This window comes from Telluria sp. ZB4P34, from assembly GCF_059686055.1.
The window spans coordinates 596,705-621,357 of record NZ_JCASIF010000001.1 but is presented as its reverse complement, the minus strand read 5'-3'; the positions used below and the strand labels follow the sequence as shown (position 1 = coordinate 621,357).

Sequence of the window (24,653 nt, the reverse complement as noted above, 5' to 3'; positions counted from 1 at the left end):
CGCCATGAACGACAAGATGCTTGATGAGGGCGTTCGCCTGGCCAAGCGCGTCGCGGCGCAGCTCGGCTGCTCGCGCGCCGAGGCCGAGCGCTATATCGCCGGCGGCGGCGTCAGTGTCGACGGCCAGGTCGTCGAGGACCCGGCCAGCCGGGTGCTGCCTGCGCAGGAGGTCCGCCTGCTGCCGGGCGCGTCGAGCGAGGAAGCGCCGCCGGTGACGATCCTGCTGCACAAGCCGGCCGGCTTCAATTCCGGCGTCGGCGCCCGCGGCGAGCCGGCGCTGGCCTGCGTGACACCGGAAGCGCATGAGGCCCAGGGACACGGCCAGCCGCGCTTCCTCAAGCGGCACCTGCACAAGCTGACCCTGACCTCGCCGCTGGAAACCGATGCGAGCGGGCTGGTGATCTATACGCAGGACTTCCGGGTGGCGCGCAAGCTGGTGGAGGAGGCCGCCCGCGTCGAGCAGGAATACATCGTCGACGTCACCGGGACGATCAAGGAAGGCGGGCTGGCGCTGCTGAATCACGGCCTGAGCTTCAGCGGCAAGCCGATCGCGCCGATGAAGGTCAGCTGGCAGAGCGAGCACCGGCTGCGCTTCGCGCTCAAGGACGTGCGGCCGGGGCTGATCGATCACATGTGCCGCGCGGTAGGGCTGGAGATCGTCGAGATGCGGCGTATTCGCATCGGGCGGGTGCCGATGGCGGGTCTGCAGGCAGGTCAGTGGCGCTACCTGCTCGACTACGAGCGCTTCTAACTTCCCCTGCGCCGCAACAGCTGCACGCCAAGTGCAGCCACCAGCGCTGTCGCGCCCACGACGAGCGCTGCATTCCCTGACTTATCCGCCCGCCGCTGCCCGCCATGAATCCCGCTGGCCCCGTGCTGCGGCGCATACAAGGCCCCCACCGTATCCGGCGCCGGGTCCGCCCCCTTCGCCCACCGGTCCAGGAAGCGGTTCATGCCTGAGGCAATCAGGTTCGGCGCAACGATGTTGGCCGCCCTGAGCATCGCCACCGGCGCACCCACCGCGGTGGAGTCGCGCGGCCGCCGCGCCAGGTCGACGATCGCCGCCGCGACGGTTTCAGGCTTCAGGGCCCCCGGCGGAATCGACAGCCTGCCGCCGGTATAGTTGGCCGCATGGCGCATCCCCGGCGTGTCGACAAAGGTCGGATACACGTCGCACACATGGATGCGCGGCCGCTTGCCCAGTTCCGCCCGCAGCGCCTCGCTGAAGCCGCGCAGGCCGTACTTGCTGGCCGCATAGGCCGCCGCATAGGGCGAAGCGACGAAGCCGCCGGCCGAGATCATGTTGACCCAGATGCCGTGGTCCTGCTCGAGGAAGATCGGCAGCACCGCGTGGGCGTCGTTCATGTGGGTGAGGAGGTTGGTCTCGATGATGCGCTGGTGGTCGCGCATGGGCACCTCGGCATACTTGCCGACCACGCCGGCGCCGGTGTTGCTGTACCACAGGTCGATCCGGCCCAGGATCGCGCGCGCCCGGCGCGCGAAGTCGGCCACCGCATCGGCGTCGAGCGCATCCACCACCAGCGCCTCGGCCTGGCCGCCGGCCTGGCGGCAGCGCCGCGCGATGTCCTCGAGACCCTCCTTGCCGCGCGCGCCCAGCACCAGCTGTGCGCCCTCGCGTGCGAAGGCGAGGGCGGTCGCTGCCCCGATGCCGCTCGATGCGCCCATGATGACGACGCGGATATTCGATAGCTTCATGGATCACCTTTTTGATGGAGTCGGATTCGAAGTCTTCGATTATTCCGCTATTCCAGTCCTTGCCGCGTTCGAATGCCGCGCGGCAAAGTAAACATCGCCCGCAAAGCATAGCGGTCGCTTCCCGCGTCCACCCCAATCAGCATGCAATACTCGCCCACGTTGGCAGTAAAGCAAGTTACAGTAGGGCCTTGACTGGATCTGATGAGGACAGGAATGCGTACGGTGGCCCGAATTCTTCTCGCGGTAGCGGCATCCGTCGTCACGCCATTGGAGGCGCATGCCGCCGGCCAGTGCCAGTTGACCGAGTCGGAATTTGCCTTTCGTCAGGCGCCCACCGGTCCCCTCAACATCCATGTATTCGCTCCGGTCCAGGCCACCGAGTCTCTCCGGCCCGCGATCGTGATTTTCCATGGAGGCGGGTGGACCATGGGCGAGCCCTCGTGGGCCTTCGGCCTCGTGGACCGTTATGCCTGCAAAGGTTTGGTCACGATTGTCGCCCAGTACAGGCTGTCCGACCAGAAAGCGACGACGCCGGCGGACGCGATCGACGATGCAATGGCTGCGCTCAAGTGGACCCGTACGAATGCGTCCAGGCTCAAGCTCGACCCGAAGCGGGTCGCGGTACTTGGCTGGTCGGCGGGGGCGCATTTGGCGGCATCGGCGGCCGTTTTCGCAAGGGAGGACGATCAGCGCCCGAATTTGCTGGCGCTGGTGTCGCCTGCCGTGTCGGTTGTCGACGACCCCCATTTCCGCTCCCTCTTCCCTCCAGGTACCAGGATTGAAAACTTTTCCCCGGCGGAACATGTGTCGCCCTCGCTGCCTCCAACGATCATCGTAACAGGCCGGGTTGACACAGTGACTCCTCTCGGCGAGGTCCAGAAGTTCCACGAACGAATGAAAGCGGCTGGAAACGTGTCAGAGCTCAACATTTATGAAGACGTCGGACACATGTTCACCCCAAAAGGACAGTCGGACAAGGGTTTTCCCAATCCGGACAAGGCGGTTCGCCAGCGCGCATACGAGGCAATCGACGCGTTCCTCGTCAAGCGGGCTTACATGGCCAGATGAGTATCGCAGGGCTGATGTCACCCGGACGGGCGCCATCATGCAGTGGTATTGGGGCATGGGAGTGCAGGCCGGGAGCGCACACCGAATTCACGCTGCGTTGCCCGACCATCCCGCGTGGACGCCAGCCGGGATCGCTATCCTCGGGCCGGCCCCTTCGACCGTGGAAGGTCGGCGAGGCATTGGTCAGGCGCTCTTGCGCGCAGCCTTGGGCAGCGCGACCAGGCGCGTGCCCGCCAGGCGGTCGTGCAGGAACTGGCGGTTGCGGTCGAACAGCGCCGTCATCGCCCAGGCGACGATCCCGACCAGGAAGGCGGTCGCGATCTGCCGCTTGTCGTGCAGGCCGAAGGCCCAGCACGCGAAGAAGGCCGGGGCGAACCAGCCCCACGCCAGCAGAAAGCGGATCGCGGCGGTCCTGAACGGCAGCGTGGGATGGCCGGGCTGGACCACCTTGATGCGCCAGGTCTTCATCGCCAGCGTATGTCCGGTATTCATCCAGCACCAGATGAAATAGGCCCCCGTCACCAGGAACAGCCACAGCTTCATTCCTTCCTTGGCGACAGGATGCTGGCTGTTCAGGGTCACCAGCATGTAGAAGCCGATCGCCAGCATCATGACGGAAAACAGCAGCAGCGCCTCGTACAGCATGACGGTGACACGGCGCAGGATGGTGGGAGTGGCAAGCGGAAGGGGCTTGCCACCCTCAGTTGCTGGCGTTGCTGGCATTGCTGGCGTTTGCATTCGGTGCGGTAGGAGCGGCAGGTAAGGGGGCGGCGGGTGCGGGGCCGGCCGGCGCCGGCGCGGGTGCGGCAGCGGGCGGGGTCGAGGTGATCGTGGGCGCCACGGTGGCGCCGCCGGGGCTGGCCGGCGTCGTTGCCGGGGCTGCCGGGGGCGGCATGATGCAGGAGGCGCCGCGGCGCATCGCGCCCGGCGGGCAACTGGTGGGCGCGGCGATGATCGGCGAATGCGGCATTGCCGGCGTGCCTTGCGGCCGGGCGCCGCCCGAGCGCGCCAGCTTGCGTTTTTCTTCCTCGGAAAGCTGCTTGTAGCTCTCCCAGGTCGCGGACTTCTGTCCCGGGGCCAGCTTGCGTGTCTTCGAATAGTTTTCGCGCGCCAGGTCGCGCTGGGCCGGCGTCAGGCGCATCCACTGGCGCATGCGCTCGTGCACGCGTGCCTGTTCGGCCGGACTCATTGAGGCGAAGCGGGCCGACAGCTCGAGCCAGCGGCGCTTGCGGATGCCGTCCATGCCGTTCCACTCGGTCTGCAGGGGCTTGAGGGCAGCCTGCTGGGAGCGCGTCAATTCGCGCCAGAGCGGCTTGTCGAGGGTCTTGGCAGACGGCTTGGCGCCCGCCGCAACGGTGGCGGGTGCGCCTGCGCCGGACCCATCCGGCGCTGTGGATGCGGACCGGTTGTAGACCGCCCAGGTCGCAGCCCCGGCAATCAAGACCGCTGCCGCAGTTGCAACAACGGCGAGGCGGGGCTTCGGCGCGGGTTTCGTCATTGCTGGCGCTGTTGCGACTCCACGTAGGCATTGAAGCCATGGTCGAGGTACGCGGTCAGCGGCAGTTCGTCGGCCAGCACGGCGGCGTCGATCTCGGCCATCGCGGCCAGGCGCTGCTGCTGCTCGTGCTGGTAGACGCCGCCCATGCCGATGGCCAGCGCCAGCATCGGCGCCGCCACGGCCAGGCGCGCCAGCGCCGGGCCGGTGAACAAGGCCTTGAGCGCGAAGAGCGGACGCTTCGCCGCGCGCGTCGCCTGACGGGGAGCATCAGGTTTCTTGCGTGACAAGGCGAGCGCGCGCGCCGCGGCCAGCCGCTCGGTCGTCGAAACCGGCAGGGTGTCGAGGTTCTCGTTCAGGGCATGGCGCAGCTTGTACGCCAGGTTGATGTCGTCCGTGTTCATAGCTTGATTCCCTTGGCCTTGAGCGCCTCGGCGAGTGCGTGGGTTGCACGGGAGCAGTGCGTCTTGACGCTTCCCTCGGAACAACCCATCGCTTCGGCCGTCTCGGCCACGTCCATATCCTGCCAGTAACGCATGAGGAAGGCTTCCCGTTGACGCGCCGGGAGCTTTTCTACTTCTTGCTCTATCAGGCGTAAGGTTTGTGCGCGCTCATATTGGTCGGCGCTCGACTCTGCAGCAGCTGACCCTTCCTCCGCTTCGTACGAGGCGAGTATATCAAATTCCTCATCGTCCCCATCCGGGCGGCTGAAGCCCCCGAAGAGGCTGACCCAGGTATTGCGCACCTTCTCCCGGCGGAAGTAATCGAGGATGGTGGTCTGCAGGATGCGCTGGAACAGCATCGGCAATTCGGCAGCCGGCTTGTCGCCGTATTTCTCGGCCAGCTTGATCATGGCGTCCTGCACGATGTCGAGCGCCGATTCGTCCTTGCGCACCGCATACACCGCCTGCTTGAACGCACGCCGTTCGACATTCTCGAGGAAGTCGTTGAGTTCTTTGTCTGTGGCCATGCGTGGTTGGAAGGGCGCCTGTTGCGAATGCCGTAAGGAAAACTATCGAATCCTAGCAAAAATCCATCCCTCACGCATCCACATCGCGCAGCGCCGGCCCGAAGCTTTGCAAAAAGTGCATGAATTCGGTCGAAATGCTTCGCTGTTGAGCCGTTGGGAGATGCAGCGCCAGGATGGCCGTGTGGCGTACCCTCCCCATATCTGTCCGCAGCTATCGTGCGGGCTGCGCATTCGGTGTACGGTCAACGATGCGCAAACATGCACGAGGAGGCACGATGAAAACGCATCAGCTCCGTAGTACCGGTTTGCTGCTGGCATGTGCCGGCCTGTTTGCGACACCGGTCGTGGCGCAGGTCCAGTCGGATGTCACGGCTTCCAGGCTGCGCTTCGTTCTGGTCGACCTGGCGCCCGACGACGGTGAAACACCCTGGTTCACATTCACGCAAGCCGACCTGAGTCCGCTCTCGGCGTCGAGCGCCGTCACGCCGGCTGTCGGGTTCGAACAGCGCGCGCTGGACCGTGCCGAGCGAAGCGGCTTTTTCACGTTCTCGCCGAATACGCGGCTGTCGCTGGCGCTGGACGTGGATATCGCCATGCGGGCCGTGCCCTTGTCCCAGCCCGAGCAGGGCGGTACCGTATGGGCGTATCTCCTGGCCAAGGCGGTCTGGGGGCCGCCCAGGGACAGGTGGGAGCGCCGCGACAGCGAAGACGTGTACGGGGACGTCGGCCTGTATGGCGGAAGCTTCCGGTCCGCCTACGATCGCAACGAGACGCTTTGGGTAAGTTTCGACAACGAGACGGCGTACGCAGCCACGGGTGAATTCACGGTCCAGCTGGAATCGGGCTCGTATGCGCTTGCCTCGCCGGTGCCGGAGGCTTCCGCCCCAGCCATGCTGTTCCTCGGCGCCGGTCTGCTGGGCCTGCTCGGCCGTCGCCGTGCCCAGGTCCGCCCCGTGGCCTGAGCACGGCGCACTGTTTTGGGACGATAAACTTTTTTAAACTGAAGTCTTGACCAAAATGGTGCAACGCAGTAATGTGTTTCAATGCTTTGCACCCCCGAAGCTCTCCGGTCACCCGGTGAAGGCCCACAAGCCATCTCCGGATTGACGCGCTTTCATTTGTAGGCAGTTTGCTCCGACCCGCGCCACAAGCGCGAGAGATGCGTATAAACGCTACAGACACTCAAGCCGAACGAGTTGCGCCCAGCGCCCGTGCGTAAGGACCCTACGGTGTCCCGAAACACCCGCGTGCACGCAGAGAGAAGGGAAGCATGAGCGCTGTCGCGCATTTCGCATTTCGTTAGGAACGGGCATCCGATCAAACTCCCATTGGGTCTTGAAAGGAATGAACATGATTAACGAAGCATCAGCCCCCATCACGGGTGCTGAAATCGTGGTGCGTTGTCTCGCGGAAGAGGGCGTCAAGCACGTCTTCGGTTATCCCGGCGGGGCAGTCCTCTACATCTACGACGCCATCTTCAAGCAGGACAAGTTCCAGCACGTCCTGGTCCGCCACGAACAGGCCGCGGTGCACGCCGCAGACGCCTATTCGCGCAGCTCCAACACCGTCGGCGTCGCCCTCGTGACCTCCGGTCCGGGCGTGACCAATGCCGTCACCGGCCTCTCGACCGCCTACATGGATTCGATCCCGATGGTCGTCATCTCCGGGCAGGTGCCGAGCCATGCGATCGGCCAGGACGCCTTCCAGGAATGCGACACGGTCGGCATCACCCGCCCGGTGGTCAAGCACAATTTCCTCGTCAAGGACGTGCGCGAGCTGGCGTCGACCATCAAGAAAGCCTTCTTCATCGCCCGCACCGGCCGTCCCGGCCCCGTGCTGGTCGATATCCCGAAGGACATCAGCATGCACAAGTGCGTGTACGAGTATCCTCGCGAGATCGAGATGCGTTCGTACAAGCCGGTGGACAAGGGCCATGCCGGCCAGATCCGCAAGGCCGTCCAGCTCCTGCTGGGCGCCGAGCGCCCGATGATCTATGCGGGCGGCGGCGTCATCCTGGCCAATGCGTCGAACGAACTGAACCGCATGGTCGACAAGCTCGGCTTCCCGGTGACGAATACGCTGATGGGCCTGGGCGCCTCGCGCTCGACCAGCCCGCACTTCGTCGGCATGCCCGGCATGCACGGCACCTATGAAGCGAACATGGCGATGCAGCACTGCGACGTCCTGATCGCCATCGGCGCGCGCTTCGACGACCGCGTGATCGGCAACCCGAAGCACTTCGCCACCAACCCGCGCAAGATCATCCACATCGACATCGACCCCTCGTCGATCTCGAAGCGGGTGAAGGTCGACATCCCGATCGTGGGCAACGTCAAGGACGTGCTGGTGGAACTGCTGGCCCAGCTCGACGCCTCCACCTCCTCGCCGAACACGCAGGCCCTGCAGGGCTGGTGGAAGCAGATCGCGGAGTGGCGCGGCAAGGACTGCCTGGCCTATACGGACTCCAGCGAGCTGATCAAGCCGCAGTCCGTCATCGAGCAACTGCACCGCGTGACGAACGGCGACGCCTTCATCACCTCGGACGTCGGCCAGCACCAGATGTGGGCGGCGCAATACTACGGTTTCGACAAGCCGCGCCGCTGGATCAACTCGGGCGGCCTGGGCACCATGGGCGTCGGCCTGCCGTACGCGATGGGCGTGCAGATGGCGAATCCGGATGCGACCGTGGCCTGCGTCACCGGCGAAGGCTCGATCCAGATGTGCATCCAGGAGCTCGCCACCTGCAAGCAGTATCACCTGACCCCGAAGATCATCCTGCTGAACAACCGCTTCCTCGGCATGGTCCGCCAGTGGCAGCAGATCGACTACGGTTCGCGCTATTCCGAGTCCTACATGGATTCGCTGCCGGACTTCGAGAAGCTGGCCGAGGCCTACGGCCACGTCGGCATGCGCATCGAGCGGCCGGGCGACATCGAGGGCTCGCTGCGCGAAGCCTTCGCCATGAAGGACCGCCTGGTGTTCATGAATTTCATTACCGACCAGAGCGAGAACGTCTGGCCGATGGTCAAGGCCGGCAAGGGCCTGAATGAAATGCTGCTCGGCTCGGAGGACCTGTAATGCGACACATCATTTCCGTCCTCCTCGAGAACGAAGCCGGCGCGCTGTCGCGCGTGGTCGGGCTGTTCTCCGCGCGCGGCTACAACATCGAGACGCTCACCGTGGCGCCGACCGAAGACGCGACCCTGTCGCGCATGACCATCGTCACCAGCGGCTCGGACGACATCATCGAGCAGATCACCAAGCACCTCAACCGTCTCATCGAAGTGGTGAAGGTGGTCGACCTGACCGAAGGCCAGCACATCGAGCGCGAGCTGATGTTGATTAAAGTGCGGGCGGTCGGCAAGGAACGCGAAGAGATGAAGCGCACCGCCGACATCTTCCGCGGCCGGATCATCGACGTGACCGAGAAGACCTACACGATCGAACTGACCGGCGCCAAGAGCAAGCTCGACGCCTTCATCGACGCCATCGACCGTGCTTCGATCCTCGAGACCGTCCGTACCGGCGGTTCCGGCATCGGCCGCGGCGAACGCATCCTCAAAGTTTAAGCAGTCTTCGTAGGGTGGTCGGCTCCGCCGACCGCGCGTTCAACTGACGCAAACATACACACACATTAAAATTAATTAAGGAACGACCATGAAAGTTTTCTACGACAAAGACTGCGACCTCTCCCTCATCAAAGGCAAGAACGTCGCCATCATCGGCTACGGCTCGCAGGGCCACGCCCACGCACAGAACCTGAGCGAATCCGGCGTCAACGTCACCGTCGGCCTGCGCCGCGGCGGCGCATCCTGGAACAAGGTCGAAGCCGCCGGCCTGAACGTGGCCGAAGTCGATGAAGCGGTCAAGAACGCCGACGTCATCATGATCCTGCTGCCGGACGAGAACATCGCCGAGGTCTACAAAAACAATGTCGAGCCGAACGCGAAGCAGGGCGCCGCGCTGGCCTTTGCCCACGGCTTCAACGTGCATTACGGCCAGGTGGTGCCGCGCGCCGACCTCGACGTGATCATGATCGCGCCGAAGGCCCCGGGCCATACCGTGCGCGGCACCTACCGCCAGGGCGGCGGCGTGCCGCACCTGGTGGCGGTCTACCAGGACAAGTCCGGCTCGGCGCGCGACATCGCGCTGTCCTATGCCATGGCCAACGGCGGCGGCCGCGCCGGCATCATCGAGACCAATTTCCGCGAAGAGACCGAGACCGACCTGTTCGGCGAGCAGGCCGTGCTGTGCGGCGGGGCGGTCGAGTTGATCAAGGCCGGCTTCGAGACCCTGACCGAAGCGGGCTACGCACCGGAAATGGCCTATTTCGAGTGCCTGCACGAACTCAAGCTGATCGTCGACCTGATCTACGAAGGCGGCATCGCCAACATGAACTACTCGATCTCCAACAACGCGGAATACGGCGAGTACGTCACCGGCCCGAAGGTCGTCACCTCGGCGACCAAGGATGCGATGCGCCAGTGCCTGAAGGACATCCAGACCGGCGAATACGCGAAGAGCTTCATCCTCGAGAACAAGGCCGGCGCCCCGACCCTGATCTCGCGCCGCCGCCTCACCGCCGAGCACCCGATCGAAGAGGTCGGCGCCAAGCTGCGCGCGATGATGCCGTGGATCGCCAAGAACAAGCTGGTGGACCAGAGCAAGAACTGAGGAAATATGTAGGGTGGTCGGCTCTGCCGACCGCGCGTTCAACAAAAACGTGCGAATCACGGCGCAGGCATTCGACCATGATTTGAACGCGCGGTCGGCGAAGCCGACCACCCTACGACAAATCGAGACCGCTTTCGCAATTTCATGAGTGCCTCCAACCGCTCAGTTGCAACGATCCATTACAAATTCATGATGGAAGTTGCGGGTACGGTATCGTATAAGTCATGCGGGCAACCGTCGTATTGTTGACGCTTATTGCTGACTTCTACTGGAGAACAAGAATGAAAATTTCCACATCCCTCATCGCCGCCGCCCTCGTCCTGGCCTGCCAGGCCCAGGCGCAGACCGTCACCGCCCCGTCTACCAGCGGCGCCCTGGTCGTGGTCCCCGCCTTCGGCGAAGTGAAACACGCCAACGACCAGGCCACCGTCACCTTCGCCGTGGAAGAGCACGACAAGGACAAGAACGCCGCCGCGGCCCGCGTGAACCGCAAGATGAAGGAGGGCACCGAGATCGTGCGCCGCGCCGATCCGAAAGCCGAGCTCAAGACGATGGGTTACTACACCTACCCGGTGTACCCCGAGGTGCCGCCGATGCCGCAGCCGGCCGCGCATGCGCCGGCCAGGCCGGTGCCGGTCGCCTGGCGCGTCGGCCAGTACCTGGAAGTCAAGACGACCAACCTGGCCGAGCTGCCGAAGACAGCCGCCGCCGCGCAAAAAGTTCTGCAAATCAACAACGTGAGCTTCGGATTGAGCCCCGAACTGGAAAAGCGCCTGGATGACCAGCGCATCGCCGCCACCTACCGCAACCTGAACGAGCGCATCGTGTCGATCGCGAAGGCGATGGGGCGCAAGCCGACCGAGGCGGTGCTCGACACCGTCGATTTCGAGGGCTCGGGCAACTATGCAGGCGACGGCCAGGCGGCCGGTGCGCCGATGATGATGCGCAGCAGCGCCATGAAGGAAGCGGCTGACCAGATGCCGGAACCGAGCTTCGAACCGGGTGAAACTACCCTCCAGATGCGTCTGGTAGGAAAGCTGCGATTCAAGTGAATGCTCGCACAACAGTGATCATTCGCTAACAAGGGCGTCCCGCCTCTATAATGCTGGGAACAGCATTATTTACAAACGGACTATTATGCCCAATTTTCCACGACGCCGAGTACCTGGAGCAGCGCCCAAGGCGCCACGATTTTCCCGCCTGAAAAAGCGCTTCGGGCGGCGGGCGGAAGACCGACTCCAGGGCGAGCGCGGCCGCGGCATCTACCTGTTGCCGAATGCGTTCACGACCGGCGCGCTGTTCTGCGGCTTCTACGCGATCGTCATGGCGATGAACCAGCGTTTCGAGCATGCGTGCTGGGCGGTGTTCATCGCCATGATCCTCGACGGCCTGGACGGCCGCATCGCGCGCCTGACCAACACCCAGTCGGAGTTCGGCGCGCAGTACGATTCGCTGTCCGACATGGTGTCTTTCGGGGCCGCGCCGGCCCTGGTGATCTACGAGTGGTCGCTGCGCGGCCTGGGCAAGCTCGGCTGGATCGCCGCCTTCATCTATTGCGCCGGGGCGGCGCTGCGCCTGGCGCGTTTCAACACCAATATCGAGGTGGTGGACAAGCGCTTCTTCCAGGGCTTGCCGAGTCCCGCGGCGGCGGCATTGATCGTCGGCTTCATCATGATGATGACCGACCCGGACATCAACGTCAGCTCGCGCAAGGTGGACTGGGTCAGCTGGGGCCTGGCGGTGTTCGCCGGCCTGACCATGGTGTCGAACGTGCCGTTCTACAGCTTCAAGGACGTGAACTTCCGCAAGTCGGTGCCCTTCATCGTGGTGTTCCTGATTGCCCTGGCCCTGGCGCTGCTGGCGATCGACCCGCCGAAAGTCCTGTGGCCGATCTTCGTGATCTATGGCCTGTCGGGCTACGCCGTGTTCGCCTGGCGCGCAGCCAAGGGCAAGCCGGTGAGCATCATCCCGCTCGACGACGACGACGATCCCGGCAATGTGCGCCGCTAGGCTCGGTCGGTTGGCAGAGCCGCCAGGCCTTTGCCGACCTTCCGCGCGGCCTGTCCATGTATTGCGCAGTTCATCCCACAATTTTGCCGTTCGTCACATAATGGTAGGGTAGGCATTCTTCCTTGGCGCAATATCTCTGTTCTTCAACGATAGAGGAATGCCATGGAAGTACCCCGCATGCTGCCGCTCAGCCTTGCCTTGTTCCTGCTTGCCGCGCCCGCCTGGGCGCAGCAGGCCTATACGCCGCCCCTGCAGATCGCGGTCGGCGCCGCGGCCGCCGAGGCGGGAAGCGGACGCCTGCTGCTGTTCGCCAGCAAGGCCGATTCGGCAACTGCCCCGGCCAGTGTGCGCGCCGATCCTTTCTTTGAGAAAAGCAATTTCGTCGCCGCACGCGAGGTGAGTGGCCTGAAGGCCGGCAGCACCCTGGCTTTCTATCCCGGCGACCAGGCATATCCGCATTCCATCGACCAGCTTCCGGCCGGCGACTACTGGGTGCAGGCGCTGCTCGACCGCGACCACAGCTATGCCTATTCCGGCCGCGGCGCGGGCGACGTGCTGTCGCAGGTTGTGCGGGTGACGGTGCCGGCCGCGGCTGCGCCGCTCACGCTCACGCTCGACAAGGTCGTTCCCGAGCGCCGCAGCTACTGGGAGCTGCCGGACGGCAGGCCAATGTTCTCGAGCGAGGACCGCGCCATCGTCGAACACCATGTCAAGCCCTTCGCCTTCGACAGCAAGGCCCTGGGCGCCTTCCACGGCCGGCCGGTCCAGATGCGCGGCTTCGTCATGACGCCGCCCGACTACGACAAGGACAAGGACAAGCGCTATCCGGTGGTCTACTTCACCCACGGCTACCAGGCCGGCATGGCCTCGCTGGCCGACAGCGCGGCGGGCGTGCTGAGCCAGACCGGCAACAAGCGCATGCCGCCCATGATCTGGGTCTTCCTCGACCAGAGCCTGCCCACAGGCACCCACGAATTCGTCGACAGCGCCAACAACGGTCCCTGGGCCACCGCGCTGACCCAGGAACTGCTGCCCGACATCGACCGCCGTTACCGTACCGACCGCAAGGCCGGCCGCTTCCTGATGGGCCATTCGTCCGGCGGCTGGGCCGCCCTGTGGCTGCAGCTGCGCTATCCGGCGCTGTTCCGCGGCGCCTTCGCCACTTCGCCGGACTTCCTCGACTTCAGCGGTTTCGGCGAGCTCGACCTCACGGACCCGAAAGCCGTCAAGAAAGACCTGGCCATGGAAGGCATGGAGGAAGTGCTGGGAGAATATGGCGGCCAGATGCAATCCTTCGAATGGGTGTTCTCGCCGCGCGGCCCCGACGGACGTCCGCTGCGCCTGTACGACCGCAAGACCGGGGTGGTGGACCGGGCCGTCGCCGAGCACTGGCTGGCCAACTTCGACCTGTCGCGCATCGTGCGCAAGGGCTGGGGCGCGCAGAAGGCACAACTGGACGGCAAGCTGCACATCTACGTCGGCGCCAGGGACGAGTTCCAGCTCGACCAGGGCGTGAGGAAGTTCGAGGCGGCCTTGCGCGACGTGGGCGCCAGGGCCAGCATCAGCTACGTGCCGGGCAAGGGCCACTTCGACCTGTACGCGGAAGGCAAGGAACGCATGGCGCTGCGCCGCAAGATGGGCTGGCAGATCTGGAAGATCGCCTATCCGGCCTCGACGCTGGCGGACGCGCCGCCGCCAGGGTAGCAGGACCTACCAGCCCATCTTTTCCTTCGGCTCGTACATCGGATCGGGGCCGTTCAGCATCTGCCGGACGATGCCCTGGCGGTCGAAGTGGACGTGCATGAGCGAGTTCCACACGCCCGCTTCCTTGTAGCGGTACGACCAGACCTCGTAGTCCTTCATCGCGACATGCGAGGTCTCGGCCGGCCGGCCCAGGGTGCGCCGCACGTCCTCCCTGGTGGCGGCGTCGACCTTGATGGTCGCGAACTTCTCGCCGGTGAGTACCTGCTCGAAGGACACCAGGCGCCCGTCGCCGCCGATGCGGGCCATGAAGGTCTGTTGGCCCATGGGGCCGGTGGCGTACTCGAAGATGCGGTCGTTGCCGGCGCCGTAGATGCTGGTGGGCGCGCCCATCTTCTGCTGCACGATGTCTTCCGCGTCGCCGATCGTCGGCGTCTGCCGCAGCAGGCTGGCGCAGCCGGCGAGCAGCACAAGCACGGAAAGCGCCGCGCATGTTGTAAATCTGATCAATTTCCTCATCATTTCGCCCTCCAAACGCCGCAAAACCCCCATGATCCACCTTCCGGGCGATGCAAACAGTGGCCGCAGGTCCGGTTTTCCCCTATACTGGCGGGTCTGTCCGTTTTGGGCAGCGATTTGTCATCAACATCGTCAATCACGGTGCGCTGGGTTTCGACTCATGCACCGCATGTGAAAGGTAACATCATGACCGTAGAAAACATCAACAAAGCCGCGATCATCGCGGACAACGCACGTGGCCAGAACGATACCGGTTCCCCGGAAGTCCAGGTCGCACTGCTGACCGCACGCATCAACGAACTGAACGGCCACTTCAAGGCACACCAGAAGGATCACCACTCGCGTCGTGGCTTGATCATGATGGTCAACCGCCGCAAGAGCCTGCTGGCTTACCTGAAGCGCAAGGACGCCAACCGTTACCGCGACCTGATCGCCAAGCTCGGCCTGCGTAAGTAATCCTTGGTCAAGACGATTTAGTCACGAAATGCCTGCGCCAGATATCTGTCGCGGGCATTTTTTGTTTTCGTTGCTGGTTATTGTTGAGTTTAATGGCGGATTGTAAGAACCGCCCGTGGTGAGGTGAACGACAGCCCCTGAAAATCTGTCGGCAAATAGAAAGGGATTACCCATGTTTAATAAAGTTTCGAAAACCTTCCAGTACGGTCAACACACGGTCACCCTGGAGACGGGTGAAATCGCGCGCCAGGCAAGCGGCGCCGTCGTCGTGTCGGTCGAAGATACCGTCATCCTGGCCACCGTGGTCGCCAGGAAGGACGCCAAGCCGGGCCAGGACTTCTTCCCGCTGACCGTCGACTACATGGAGAAAACCTACGCAGCCGGCAAGATCCCGGGCGGCTTCTTCAAGCGCGAAGGCCGTCCTTCGGAAAAGGAAACCCTGACCTCGCGCCTGATCGACCGTCCGATCCGCCCGCTGTTCCCGGAAGGCTACCTGAACGAAGTCCAGGTCATCATCCACGTCCTGTCGGTCAATCCTGAAATCGATCCGGACATCCCGGCCATGATCGGCGCCTCGGCCGCGCTGTGCATCGCCGGCGTCCCGTTCAACGGCCCGATCGGCGCAGCCCGCGTCGGCTACGCGAACGGGCAGTACATCCTGAACCCGACCACCACCGAGCTCAAGACCTCGCTGATGGACCTGGTCGTCGCCGGCACCGAAACCGCCGTGCTGATGGTGGAATCGGAAGCGCAGCAGCTGTCGGAAGAAGTCATGCTGGGCGCGGTCGTCTTCGGCCATGACCAGATGCGCGCCGTGATCGACGCCATCCACGACCTGGTCGCCGAAGGCGGCAAGCCGGAAGTCGAGTGGAGCCCGGCGCCGAAGAACGAAGAACTGATCGCCCGCGTGAACGACCTGGCCGGCGCCGCCGTCCGCGACGCCTACCAGACCCGCGAAAAGTCGATCCGCCAGCAAAAGCTGAAGTCGATCTCGGCGGAAGTCATGGCCGGCCTGGCGACCCAGGGTGTGCAGGCCGATGCGGCCGAAGTCGGCAACATCCTGTTCGACATGGAAGCCAAGGTCGTGCGTACCCAGATCCTGGACGGCGAGCCGCGCATCGACGGCCGCGACACCCGCACCGTGCGTCCGATCGCGATCCGCACCGGCGTGCTGCCGCGTACCCACGGTTCGGCCCTGTTCACCCGTGGTGAAACCCAGGCGCTGGTCGTGGCTACCCTCGGCACCGCGCGCGACAGCCAGAAGATCGACGCGCTGATGGGCGAGTACACCGACGACTTCATGATGCACTACAACATGCCTCCGTTCGCCACCGGCGAAACCGGCCGCGTGGGCACCCCGAAGCGCCGCGAAGTCGGCCACGGCCGCCTGGCCAAGCGTGCGCTGGTCGCGGCACTGCCCAACCCGGAAGATTTCAGCTACTCGGTGCGCCTGGTCTCGGAAATCACCGAGTCGAACGGCTCCTCGTCGATGGCTTCGGTCTGCGGCGGCTGCCTGGCGCTGATGGATGCCGGCGTGCCGATGAAGGCGCACGTCGCCGGCATCGCCATGGGCCTGATCAAGGAAGGCGGCAAGTTCGCCGTCCTGACCGACATCCTGGGTGACGAAGACCACCTGGGCGACATGGACTTCAAGGTGGCCGGCACCCCGGCGGGCATCACCGCGCTGCAGATGGACATCAAGATCCAGGGCATCACCAAGGAAATCATGCAGGTCGCGCTGGCGCAAGCCAAGGAAGCCCGCCAGCACATCCTGGCCGAGATGCAGCGCGCCGTGCCGAGCGTGAAGACCGAGCTGTCGGACTTCGCCCCGCGCCTGATCACCATCCGCATCAACCCGGAAAAGATCCGTGACGTGATCGGCAAGGGCGGCGCCGTCATCCGCGCGCTGACCGAGGAAACCGGCACCCAGATCGACATCACCGACGAGGGCGTCGTGACCATCGCGTCGGTCGACGCCGCCGCCGGCCAGGAAGCCAAGCGCCGCATCGAAGAGCTGACCGCATCGGTCGAAGTGGGCAAGACCTACGACGGCACCGTGCTCAAGCTGCTGGACTTCGGCGCGATCGTGCAGGTCATGCCGGGCAAGGACGGCCTGCTGCACATCTCGCAGATCGCCAACGAGCGCGTCAACGCCGTGGCCGATTATCTGAAGGAAGGCCAGCAGGTGCGCGTGAAGGTCCTCGAGACCGACGAGCGCGGCCGCCTGAAGCTGTCGATGAAGGCTGCTGATCCGGTGGAAGGCGCGGCGCAGTAATCTGCTCGCGGCGTCAAGCCAGCAAGAACCGCCAGTGCGTGAGCCTGGCGGTTTTTTTATGCGTTGCGGTTCTGATCCCGCTTCCAAAAGAACATACATCGCTTTCGTTTGCGTATTGCCAACCACGGCTTGCTTTGCTACCAGGATGATTGCAATGCGATCGCTCATGAAAAACCATGTGGCGACAGCATCAATTGGCTGAGGAGCGCGCATGTTGGTCGTTTATCAACAATACAAAATTCTTACCCCGGCGGAAAAGGCATACCTGCACGGCCATCCGCATCATGCCTTCGCCATCAAGGAAGCGCGTTCAACTGCGTTTGCCGAAACGATCCGGCGTTTCCGAGTGAACGGACGGAACGATAGGTCAGACGCATTTCGCCACTGCTTCTGGTCTGCACTGTTGGCACGCGATCTGGGCTTTGCCAATGCATTGGTCTTTACTACCGCGCATGAAAATTTTCCCGGCAATGCCATAGGCGAAAAGCGCATGGACTTGCACAACAACCGGATGGGATTGGACATTGGTCGAACCAGAGGAACGAACGCGAGTCTGAGTTTGCGATGTATGACAGCTCTCGAATCCGGAAAACTAAAGGTTCGTGTAAAGTGACGATGCGGCGCATTCTTCCCTTACTCTGCGTGCTTCTCATTATTTGTGGGTGCAGTCGTCCATCCCTTGCAGAGCAGGCACGTGCTTTAGGCGACCGGGCATTCACACCGCAGGCTTGGGCGGCCGCGACGCAAGTTGAGCGCGGACAAATGTTGGCTTCGTTCCTATCCCAGCACGCGCCTGAGCAGTTGACTAGGCTGCAGGTTAAACAATTGCTCGGTGAGCCAACAGGATACGCGGACTATGATGAAGATCCCGCTTATGTTCTTGGGCCCCCGACAGTTGAGAGCGAGTATGGGAAAGGATACTTGCTGGTCTTCGTTACCGACAAACGAACTGGGCGTGTGATGGAAGCCCGTTTGCTGCCCGAAATCCGGCAGTAGGGCTGACCGCCATGCAGCTTGTGTGAGAATTGTGAGTGGCGCAAACAATGGCCATGGTAGAGCCGAAAGTAAAATCTCGCGCTCGCCTGCTGATCGGAGAGTGATGCGCTCCCTGATTTCCCCGATCTGCCTGTCCCTCTGCCTGCAAGCCTGCGGCGGCAACACCTCCGTCGCCCTGTTCTTCGGATGGGGGGCCTGCGACTTCGACCGCGAGCGCTGGGCGCAGGCCGACCGGGTAGGGCGGGGCTGCATGATGTCTTCCTTCCTCGACAAGCATCCGCCGGCCGGCATGACCGTCGTCGAGCTGAAACGATGGCTGGGCGAACCCACGCGCTACGCCGACTTCGAGGACCCGGCCTACCTCGTTGCTCAATCTACTGCAGACGGCCGTCCCGGCAGCCAGCAGCTGCTGGTGTTTCGGATCGACCGCATCAGCGGCCGGGTAATCGAGGTCCTGCTCAGGCCGCTCAACTAGGTCGTCCGTCCTGCCTGCGGCCGAGCAAGCGCAGCCTCGGGAGCGGCCGTTTAGCCCCAATCCGCCGGCGCTTCCGGCCGGCGTTTTTCCATCGTCGATCGGCCCGCACGCGACGCAAGTGTGTCGTAACCGTAATGCAATAAGTGTTATAGTTATTTATTCGCTTAACGATGGAAGCGCACGCCCGTGTTCCGCGCGGCGACTCATGAAATCAACCATTCAATGCTAGGAATCGAACCGATGACCACGAAGGACTACGCCGCCCGTATCAGCCAGCTCATCCAGGAACACCAGGCCGAGATCGGCGCGGAGTGGATCAAGCAGCTGGAAGCGCTGATCGTGCGCGGTACCTCGAGCTCGAAGGAGCAGTTACGCAAGCACTGCCAGCAATTCATCGCGGCCCTGGCCAATGCCACCCGTGGCGGTGAATTCGACAACATCGACCACCGCTCTTGGGACGAGGTGCGCGACCTGCTGGCCGAGATTTCGTCCGCCCGCGCCAGGTCCGGCTCGACCCCGAGCGAGACCGCCACCTTCGTGTTCTCCCTGAAGCAGCCCTTGTTCGCGCAGCTGCGCGCCGGTTTCGACGGCGATGCCGAAGGCATCGCCGTCGCATCATGGACCGTCAGCACCCTGCTCGATAAGCTGGGCCTGTACACCATCGAAGTGTTCCAGAAGACCAAGGACCAGATCATCGTGCGCCAGCAGCAGGAACTGCTCGAGCTGTCCACGCCGGTGGTCAAGCTGTGGAACGGCATCCTGGCGCTGCCGCTGATCGGCACCCTGGACTCGGCCCGCACCCAGGTGGTGATGGAAAACATCCTGCAGAAGATCGTCGACACCGGCGCCATGATCGCCATCATCGACATCACCGGCGTGCCGACCGTCGACACCCTGGTGGCGCAGCACCTGATGAAGACCATCGCCGCCGCCCGACTGATGGGGGCCGACTGCATCATCAGCGGCATCCGCCCGCAGATCGCCCAGACCATCGTGCACCTCGGCGTGAACCTGGAAGACGTGGTCACCAAGGCCACCCTGGCCGACGCCTTCCTGGTCGCGCTCGAGCGTACCGGTACCACCATCACCCTCAAGTCCTGAGCGAATCCGCATGGAACGCATTCCAATTCTGCGCATGGGCGACCTGCTGCTCGTGACGATCCAGGTCGACATGCACGACCGCCTCGCCATGCAGCTGCAGGACGACCTGACCGAGCGCATCGTGAGCGACGGCGCCAAGGGCGTCCTGATCGACATCTCGGCGCTGGACCTGGTCGACTCCTTCATCGGCCGCATGATCAGCAATACCGCCGCCATGGCGCGCGTGCTCGACGCCCGCACCGTGGTGGTCGGCATGCAGCCGGCCGTGGCGATCACGCTCGTCGAGCTGGGCCTGACGCTGCACGGCGTCAGGACCGCCCTGAACGTCGAAAAAGGCATGGCCCTCCTGGGAAAGAGCTTTAAATAATGAACGGCGCGCATACCGACGCAGTCCTGTTCGACACCGCGTTGCTGGATCGCCACCGCCAGCACCGCAACGCACGCGTGACCCTGCGCCTGCAGTCGGACGAGGACGTTGTAGGCCTGCGCAAGCAGGTGCGCGAGCGGGCGGTGGCCATTGCCTTGTCGCTGGTTGACCAGACCAAGCTGGTGACCGCCGCGAGCGAATTGGGACGTAACACGATCAAGTACGGCGGCGGAGGCGAGGTCCACCTCGACAGCCTGGCCGACGGCATCCGGAAGGGCATCGGCCTGCTGTTCGTCGACAACGGGCCGGGTATTCCCGACATCGACAGTGCCTTGCGCGACGGTTTCACCACCGGCGGCGGGCTCGGCCTCGGCCTGGGCGGCTCCAAGCGCCTGGTGGAGGAATTCGAGATCGACAGCCGTCCGGGAGAGGGCACTGCCGTGCTGGTGGTGAAATGGAAACGCTGATCAGTTCACTCACGCAGCAGGAAGTGCATGCGATCAGGCACGCGAGCGACGTCGCCGCGGTGCGGCGCATCGGCCAGAAACTGGCCGATGCGCTCGGCTTCAGCGAGACCCGCGCCGGCCAGCTCGCGCTGATCGTCACCGAAGCCGCCACCAACATCCTCAAGCACGCCGGCGAGGGCGAGATCCACCTCGGACCGGCGCAGTCCGGCGCCGGGGTGGGCATCGACGTGCTGGCGGTCGACAACGGCCCCGGTATCGTCGACCTCGATGCCAGCCTGGTCGACGGCATGTCCACGGCGGGCACGGCGGGAACCGGCCTGGGGGCGCTGGGCCGCCTGGCCGACGAGTTCGACGCCTACACGCAGCCGGGAAAGGGCTCGGCCTTCTTCATGCGGCTGTGGCGCGACGCCACGCCTCCGGAGCCCTGCGGCGTCGAGGTCGGCGCCCTGTGGATGCCGGTGGCGGGAGAAGAGGCGTGCGGCGACGGCTGGGCGGTGCGCTGCGATGCCCGCGGGGCGACGTTGCTGGCTGCCGACGGGCTTGGTCATGGACCCGAGGCGGCGCGCGCGTCCGCCGCCGCGGTACGCGCCATCGAAGCGAGCAAGAGCGCACACGCGGGTGAACTGATGAACGCCGTGCACGAGGCGCTGCGCCCGACCCGCGGCGCAGCGGCTGCGACGGCGCGGATCGACTACGAGGCCGGCGAGCTGCGTTTCGCCGGCGTCGGCAATATCGCCGGCTGCGTGCTCGACACGAGCGACGCCAAGCGCCGGGCGCTGGTGTCGCACAACGGCATCGTTGGGCACAACATGCGCAAGGTGCAGGAATTCGCACTGCCGTTCGGACCCGGCGCGCTGTGCATCATGCACTCGGACGGCATCCAGACCCAGTGGGACCTGGACAAGTATCCGGGCCTGGTGGCGCGCAGCCCGGCCCTGATCGCCGCCATGCTGATGCGCGATTTCATCCGCCGGCGCGACGACGCCATGGTGCTGGTGGTGCGCAGGCACGGGAGTGTCCGGTGAACCTGCAGCGCATCCTCAGCGTGGCCCTCGACAGCGACCAGGACGTGGTGCTGGTGCGCCAGCGTGCGCGCCAACTATCGGAGCTGCTCGGTTTTTCGCAGCAGGACCAGGTACGCGTGGCCACCGCCGTGTCTGAGATCGCGCGCGCGGCCTGCCACCAGGGTTCGGGCGGGCGCGCCGCCTTCCTGCTGGGCAGCAAACTGGCGCGCCAGCACCTGGAAGTCACGATCCATCCGGGCAGCGGAGCGCGCATGCTGTCCGCGCCGGCCGGGCTGGACGAGGGCTTGAGCCGCACGTTGCCGGAACTGGCCCTGATCAGCGCCCACCGCCTGATGGATGCCTGCGAGGTCGAGCCGGAGCAGGGCGCCGTCACCGCGGTGACCATGCGCAAGGCGCTGCCGCCGCAGGCGGTCGTGGACGCCGCGCGCCTGGCCGAGATCAGCAGGCGCCTGGCGGGCAGCCCGGTATCGAACACCCTGCAGGAGCTGGAGCAGCAGAATCACGAGCTGCTGTCGACCCTGGCCGAGCTGCGCGAGCGCCAGGAAGACCTGCTGTCGCTGACGCGCGAGCTGGAAGACACCAACCGCGGCATCGTCGCGCTCTACGCCGAGATCGAAGACAAGGCCGAGCGATTGCGCCGTGCCGATGAGATGAAGTCGCGCTTTCTGTCGAATACCAGCCATGAGCTGCGCACGCCGCTGTCCTCGATCCGCGCCCTCGCCCAGCTGCTGCTGGCCCGCATGGACGGCGACTTGAGCACCGAGCAGGAGCGCCAGGTGCAGTTCATCGCCAAGGCCGCGGGCGACCTGTCGGAGCTGGTCAACGACCTGCTCGACCTGGCCAAGATCGAGGCCGGCAAGGTCGACGTGCAGCTGGCGCCGGTGGTGGTCGACAACCTGTTCCGCGCGCTCAAGGGCATGATGCGTCCGCTGGTCGACGACGGCCGCGTGGAGCTGGTATTCGAATCCGACATGCATGATCCCTTCGATTCCGACGAGGGCAAGATCTCCCAGATCCTGCGCAACTTCATCTCGAACGCGCTGAAGTTCACCGAGCGCGGGGCGGTGCGCGTGTCGGCCACCTACGATGCGCAGCACGATACGATCGCCTTTGCGGTCCTTGATACCGGGATCGGCATCAGCCCGGACAACCTCCAACTGATATTTGAAGAGTTCAGCCAGATCGAGCATCCGCTCCAGCGGCGCAGCAAGGGCACCGGCCTCGGACTGCCGCTGTGCCGCAAACTGGCCGAACTGCTGCACGGACGCGTCGACGTCGCCAGCACCGTAGGCGAGGGCTCGACCTTCACGCTTACCCTGCCGAGACGCTTGCCGGAACACGCGCGGCAAGCCAGCCACGATGGAACCGAAGAATGACAGCCAATCCCTTCCTCATCCTCAACGTCGACGATAACGACGGCGCCCGCTATGCCAAGAGCCGGATCCTGCAGGGAGCGGGTTTCGAGGTGGCGGAGGCGGCCAACGGCACCGACGCGCTGGAGATGGTCAAGCGCCTGTGCCCCGCGCTCGTGCTGCTCGACGTGAAGCTGCCGGACATTAACGGCATCGAGGTCTGCCGCCGCATCAAGGTCAATCCGGACAGCGCCATGGTGCTGGTCCTGCAGACCTCGGCCGCCCTGACCGGCCGCGCCGACAAGATCCGCGGGTTGGAAGGCGGCGCCGACAACTACCTGGCGGCGCCGATCGAGGCCGATGAGCTGATCGCCAACGTGAATGCGCTGCTGCGCATGCGCGAGACCCAGGTCGAGCTGCGCGACAGCGAAGAGCGCTTTCGCCAGATCACCGACAACATCGACGACGTGTTCTGGATGTTTTCCGTCCCCGATGGGAGGTTGATCTACGTCAGCCCGGCGTATTCGGCGATCTGGGGCGGGGCGCCCGATGCCCTGTCCGAGCGGCCGGGAAGCTGGCTGGACGCCGTGCATGCGGACGACCGCGAGCGCATTGCCGCGCGCTGGCGCCGGCTGCCGGAGGCGCCGCACTACGACGACGAATTCCGCATCCATGGCCCCGACGGGCGGATCCTCTGGGTGCGCGACCGCTTGTTCGCCGTACGCGACGGGCGCAGCGAGGTGTACCGGGTGGCGCGCGTGACCAGCGACATCACGGCGCGCAAGGAGATGGAGGCGCTGCTGCGCGCCGCCGACCGCAACAAGAACCAGTTCCTCGCCACGCTGGCGCACGAATTGCGCAATCCGCTCAGCCCGATCCGCAACGCGGCCGCGCTGCTGGGAGCGAGCGACGCAGCGGGCACCGCCGGCGCCGAGCGCCAGGCGCGCGCGCGTGAAGTCATCACGCGCCAGGTCGATCACCTGGCGCACCTGGTGGACGACCTGCTCGACGTCGCCCGCATCTCGGAGGGCAAGATCGTGCTGCGCACCGAAGAGGTGGACCTGGGCGCGGTGATCGCCCAGGCCATCGAAACCGCCGGCCCTCTCATCACGGCGCGCAGCCACCACCTGGACGTGCAACTGCCGGAGCAGGAGGTATGGGTGATGGGCGACCCGGTGCGCCTGGCCCAGTCGGTCGGCAACCTGCTGCACAATGCCGCGAAGTTCACGCCCCAGGGCGGGCAGCTCGCGGTAAGCGTGCAGGTGCTGGAGAACGAGCGGGTGCAGATCTCCGTGCGCGACAGCGGCATCGGCATCGCCGAGGACAACCTGGCGCGCATCTTCACCATGTTCGCCCAGGTCGACGCGCCGCCCGACCGCGCCCCCGAAGGGCTGGGCATCGGCCTGTCGCTGGTGTCGCACCTGCTCGAACTGCACGGCGGGCGCCTGTTGGCCGAGAGTCCGGGCGTTGGCCTGGGCAGCACCTTCACGGTCGAGCTGCCGCTGCTGCGCGTGAGCGCCCCGGCGGCCAGCCCGGAACAGTGCCAGTTGGCCGACACCGGCGGCAGCGGCATGCGCGTGCTGCTGGTCGACGACAATGTCGATGCGATGGAAATGATGGGCTTCCTGCTGGCCGAAATGGGCTACGAGACCTGCACCACCTCGGACGCTTCCCAGATCGAGGAACTGGCGCTGCGCCAGCGGCCGCACGTGATCGTGCTCGACATCGGCCTGCCTGGGATCGACGGCTACGAAGTAGCGCGCCGTGTCAAGCAGAACCCGGCCCTGTCCGGCATCCGGCTGGTGGCGCACACCGGCTATGGCTCGCCGGAAGACCGCAAGCGCGCGATGGACGCCGGTTTCGATGCGCACCTGGTCAAGCCGGCCGAGCTGCCCGACCTGGAGCGGGCGCTGAAGGGCTAGCTCGGCTACAATTCTCCGCTCAGGAGGACGACCTCCCCCGCAGTGGGAACAATGTCCGGGACGG

Annotated in this window: 25 protein-coding genes; 19 read left to right on the top strand and 6 right to left on the bottom strand. The window is 64.8% G+C overall.

Translation table 11 applies throughout. The features are described from left to right. Window positions 1–4: 4 nt before the first annotated feature. Window positions 5–751 carry an rRNA pseudouridine synthase gene (locus AC56KL_RS02745; RefSeq protein WP_497178604.1) on the top strand — a complete coding sequence of 249 codons (747 nt, stop codon included), beginning with the start codon at window positions 5–7 and terminating at the stop codon, window positions 749–751. On the opposite strand, the gene AC56KL_RS02740 is transcribed toward AC56KL_RS02745, so the two are convergent. Continuing rightward, window positions 748–1,716, bottom strand: coding sequence for an SDR family oxidoreductase (locus tag AC56KL_RS02740; protein WP_497178603.1), 969 nt, complete (start codon window positions 1,714–1,716; stop codon window positions 748–750). The two genes, AC56KL_RS02745 and AC56KL_RS02740, sit on opposite strands and share 4 nt — an antisense overlap. 213 nt (window positions 1,717–1,929) lie before the next feature. Here AC56KL_RS02740 and AC56KL_RS02735 point away from each other — a divergent pair, with 213 nt between their 5' ends. Beyond that, window positions 1,930–2,784: an alpha/beta hydrolase gene (locus AC56KL_RS02735; RefSeq protein WP_497178602.1), complete on the top strand. Its 855-nt coding sequence runs from the start codon at window positions 1,930–1,932 to the stop codon at window positions 2,782–2,784. A gap of 183 nt (window positions 2,785–2,967) precedes the next feature. Here AC56KL_RS02735 and AC56KL_RS02730 read toward each other — a convergent pair whose 3' ends face one another. From AC56KL_RS02730 to AC56KL_RS02715, 4 genes are read right to left on the bottom strand one after another with little or no spacing between them, the layout of a single operon-like run. Continuing rightward, on the bottom strand, window positions 2,968–3,507 hold the full coding sequence (locus AC56KL_RS02730; RefSeq protein ID WP_497178601.1) for an RDD family protein: 540 nt from the start codon (window positions 3,505–3,507) through the stop codon (window positions 2,968–2,970). Beyond that, window positions 3,485–4,282: a DUF3106 domain-containing protein gene (locus AC56KL_RS02725; RefSeq protein ID WP_497178600.1), complete on the bottom strand. Its 798-nt coding sequence runs from the start codon at window positions 4,280–4,282 to the stop codon at window positions 3,485–3,487. The genes AC56KL_RS02730 and AC56KL_RS02725 overlap by 23 nt, the downstream gene beginning before the upstream one ends. Continuing rightward, window positions 4,279–4,683, bottom strand: a complete 405-nt coding sequence (locus tag AC56KL_RS02720; RefSeq protein ID WP_497178599.1) for a DUF3619 family protein — start codon at window positions 4,681–4,683, stop codon at window positions 4,279–4,281. Before AC56KL_RS02720 ends, AC56KL_RS02725 begins: the two co-directional genes overlap by 4 nt. Further along, on the bottom strand, window positions 4,680–5,249 hold the full coding sequence (locus AC56KL_RS02715) for an RNA polymerase sigma factor (protein ID WP_497178598.1): 570 nt from the start codon (window positions 5,247–5,249) through the stop codon (window positions 4,680–4,682). Before AC56KL_RS02715 ends, AC56KL_RS02720 begins: the two co-directional genes overlap by 4 nt. Window positions 5,250–5,524: 275 nt before the next feature. Between AC56KL_RS02715 and AC56KL_RS02710 the strand changes: the two genes are divergently transcribed. The 7 genes from AC56KL_RS02710 to AC56KL_RS02680 all read left to right on the top strand — a co-directional run bounded on the left by AC56KL_RS02710 (window position 5,525) and on the right by AC56KL_RS02680 (window position 13,637). After that, entirely contained in the window at window positions 5,525–6,211 is a 687-nt protein-coding gene (locus AC56KL_RS02710) for a hypothetical protein (protein WP_497178597.1), read from the top strand. 388 nt (window positions 6,212–6,599) lie between these two features. Continuing rightward, on the top strand, window positions 6,600–8,327 hold the full coding sequence (locus tag AC56KL_RS02705) for an acetolactate synthase 3 catalytic subunit (protein ID WP_497178596.1): 1,728 nt from the start codon (window positions 6,600–6,602) through the stop codon (window positions 8,325–8,327). Continuing rightward, window positions 8,327–8,818, top strand: a complete 492-nt coding sequence (gene ilvN / locus AC56KL_RS02700) for an acetolactate synthase small subunit (RefSeq protein WP_027867685.1) — start codon at window positions 8,327–8,329, stop codon at window positions 8,816–8,818. Before AC56KL_RS02705 ends, ilvN begins: the two co-directional genes overlap by 1 nt. Before the next feature lie 88 nt (window positions 8,819–8,906). Then, complete coding sequence (gene ilvC, locus AC56KL_RS02695) at window positions 8,907–9,923, top strand: ketol-acid reductoisomerase (protein ID WP_497178595.1); 1,017 nt, start codon at window positions 8,907–8,909, stop codon at window positions 9,921–9,923. A gap of 281 nt (window positions 9,924–10,204) precedes the next feature. Then, window positions 10,205–10,975, top strand: coding sequence for an SIMPL domain-containing protein (locus AC56KL_RS02690; protein ID WP_497178594.1), 771 nt, complete (start codon window positions 10,205–10,207; stop codon window positions 10,973–10,975). Between the two features lie 85 nt (window positions 10,976–11,060). Then, complete coding sequence (pssA, locus tag AC56KL_RS02685) at window positions 11,061–11,933, top strand: CDP-diacylglycerol--serine O-phosphatidyltransferase (RefSeq protein WP_497178593.1); 873 nt, start codon at window positions 11,061–11,063, stop codon at window positions 11,931–11,933. Window positions 11,934–12,095: 162 nt separating this feature from the next. Continuing rightward, window positions 12,096–13,637: an alpha/beta hydrolase gene (locus tag AC56KL_RS02680; protein ID WP_497178592.1), complete on the top strand. Its 1,542-nt coding sequence runs from the start codon at window positions 12,096–12,098 to the stop codon at window positions 13,635–13,637. A gap of 6 nt (window positions 13,638–13,643) precedes the next feature. On the opposite strand, the gene bamE is transcribed toward AC56KL_RS02680, so the two are convergent. Beyond that, window positions 13,644–14,111 (bottom strand): outer membrane protein assembly factor BamE domain-containing protein, encoded by a 468-nt coding sequence (gene bamE, locus AC56KL_RS02675; RefSeq protein WP_497178591.1) that lies wholly within the window; start codon window positions 14,109–14,111, stop codon window positions 13,644–13,646. A 228-nt stretch (window positions 14,112–14,339) separates the two neighbouring features. On the opposite strand from bamE, the gene rpsO reads away from it, so the two are divergent. The 10 genes from rpsO (at window position 14,340) to AC56KL_RS02625 (ending at window position 24,589) form a co-directional block, all read left to right on the top strand. Next, complete coding sequence (gene rpsO, locus AC56KL_RS02670; RefSeq protein WP_027867691.1) at window positions 14,340–14,609, top strand: 30S ribosomal protein S15; 270 nt, start codon at window positions 14,340–14,342, stop codon at window positions 14,607–14,609. Window positions 14,610–14,781: 172 nt separating this feature from the next. Continuing rightward, the gene (pnp, locus tag AC56KL_RS02665; protein WP_497178590.1) at window positions 14,782–16,884 is read left to right on the top strand and encodes a polyribonucleotide nucleotidyltransferase; all 2,103 of its coding nucleotides are present in this window, start codon (window positions 14,782–14,784) and stop codon (window positions 16,882–16,884) included. A gap of 211 nt (window positions 16,885–17,095) precedes the next feature. Further along, entirely contained in the window at window positions 17,096–17,497 is a 402-nt protein-coding gene (locus AC56KL_RS02660; RefSeq protein ID WP_497178589.1) for a DUF6973 domain-containing protein, read from the top strand. Between the two features lie 486 nt (window positions 17,498–17,983). Next, window positions 17,984–18,355, top strand: a complete 372-nt coding sequence (locus AC56KL_RS02655; RefSeq protein WP_497178588.1) for a hypothetical protein — start codon at window positions 17,984–17,986, stop codon at window positions 18,353–18,355. 240 nt (window positions 18,356–18,595) lie between these two features. Then, entirely contained in the window at window positions 18,596–19,456 is an 861-nt protein-coding gene (locus AC56KL_RS02650) for an STAS domain-containing protein (RefSeq protein WP_497178587.1), read from the top strand. Between the two features lie 10 nt (window positions 19,457–19,466). Continuing rightward, window positions 19,467–19,823: an STAS domain-containing protein gene (locus AC56KL_RS02645; RefSeq protein ID WP_497178586.1), complete on the top strand. Its 357-nt coding sequence runs from the start codon at window positions 19,467–19,469 to the stop codon at window positions 19,821–19,823. Continuing rightward, on the top strand, window positions 19,823–20,290 hold the full coding sequence (locus AC56KL_RS02640) for an anti-sigma regulatory factor (RefSeq protein WP_497178585.1): 468 nt from the start codon (window positions 19,823–19,825) through the stop codon (window positions 20,288–20,290). Before AC56KL_RS02645 ends, AC56KL_RS02640 begins: the two co-directional genes overlap by 1 nt. Then, window positions 20,278–21,315 carry a SpoIIE family protein phosphatase gene (locus AC56KL_RS02635; protein ID WP_497178584.1) on the top strand — a complete coding sequence of 346 codons (1,038 nt, stop codon included), beginning with the start codon at window positions 20,278–20,280 and terminating at the stop codon, window positions 21,313–21,315. Before AC56KL_RS02640 ends, AC56KL_RS02635 begins: the two co-directional genes overlap by 13 nt. Continuing rightward, entirely contained in the window at window positions 21,312–22,691 is a 1,380-nt protein-coding gene (locus tag AC56KL_RS02630) for an ATP-binding protein (protein WP_497178583.1), read from the top strand. The genes AC56KL_RS02635 and AC56KL_RS02630 overlap by 4 nt, the downstream gene beginning before the upstream one ends. Further along, complete coding sequence (locus tag AC56KL_RS02625) at window positions 22,688–24,589, top strand: ATP-binding response regulator (RefSeq protein WP_497178582.1); 1,902 nt, start codon at window positions 22,688–22,690, stop codon at window positions 24,587–24,589. Before AC56KL_RS02630 ends, AC56KL_RS02625 begins: the two co-directional genes overlap by 4 nt. Window positions 24,590–24,653: the final 64 nt, after the last annotated feature.